The sequence below is a fragment of the Mesorhizobium delmotii genome (assembly GCF_900149755.1).
Classification (GTDB): domain Bacteria; phylum Pseudomonadota; class Alphaproteobacteria; order Rhizobiales; family Rhizobiaceae; genus Mesorhizobium; species Mesorhizobium delmotii.
On sequence record NZ_FUIG01000051.1, the window covers coordinates 1 to 404 of the forward strand.

Consider the following 404-nt stretch of genomic DNA (forward strand, 5'->3'; position numbering starts at 1 on the left):
ACCGCCGAGACCGAACTCGAAGTCGTCGAAGGCATGCAGTTCGACCGCGGCTATCTCTCGCCCTACTTCGTCACCAACGCCGACAAGATGGTTGCGGATCTGGAAGACGCCTACATCCTTCTCCATGAGAAGAAGCTCTCCAACCTGCAGGCCATGCTGCCGATCCTCGAGGCTGTCGTCCAGACCTCGAAGCCGCTGGTCATCATCTCGGAAGACGTCGAAGGCGAGGCTCTGGCCACGCTCGTCGTCAACAAGCTGCGTGGCGGCCTGAAGATCGCCGCCGTCAAGGCGCCGGGCTTCGGTGATCGCCGCAAGGCCATGCTGGAAGACATCGCCATCCTCACCGGTGGCCAGGTCATTTCCGAAGACCTCGGCATCAAGCTCGAGAATGTCGGCCAAAACAA

Annotated in this window: 1 pseudogene; it reads left to right on the forward strand. The window is 60.6% G+C overall.

Annotated features, from left to right (window positions below):
* A pseudogene (groEL, locus tag BQ8482_RS29920) lies at window positions 1-404 on the forward strand (chaperonin GroEL); the annotation flags it as partial.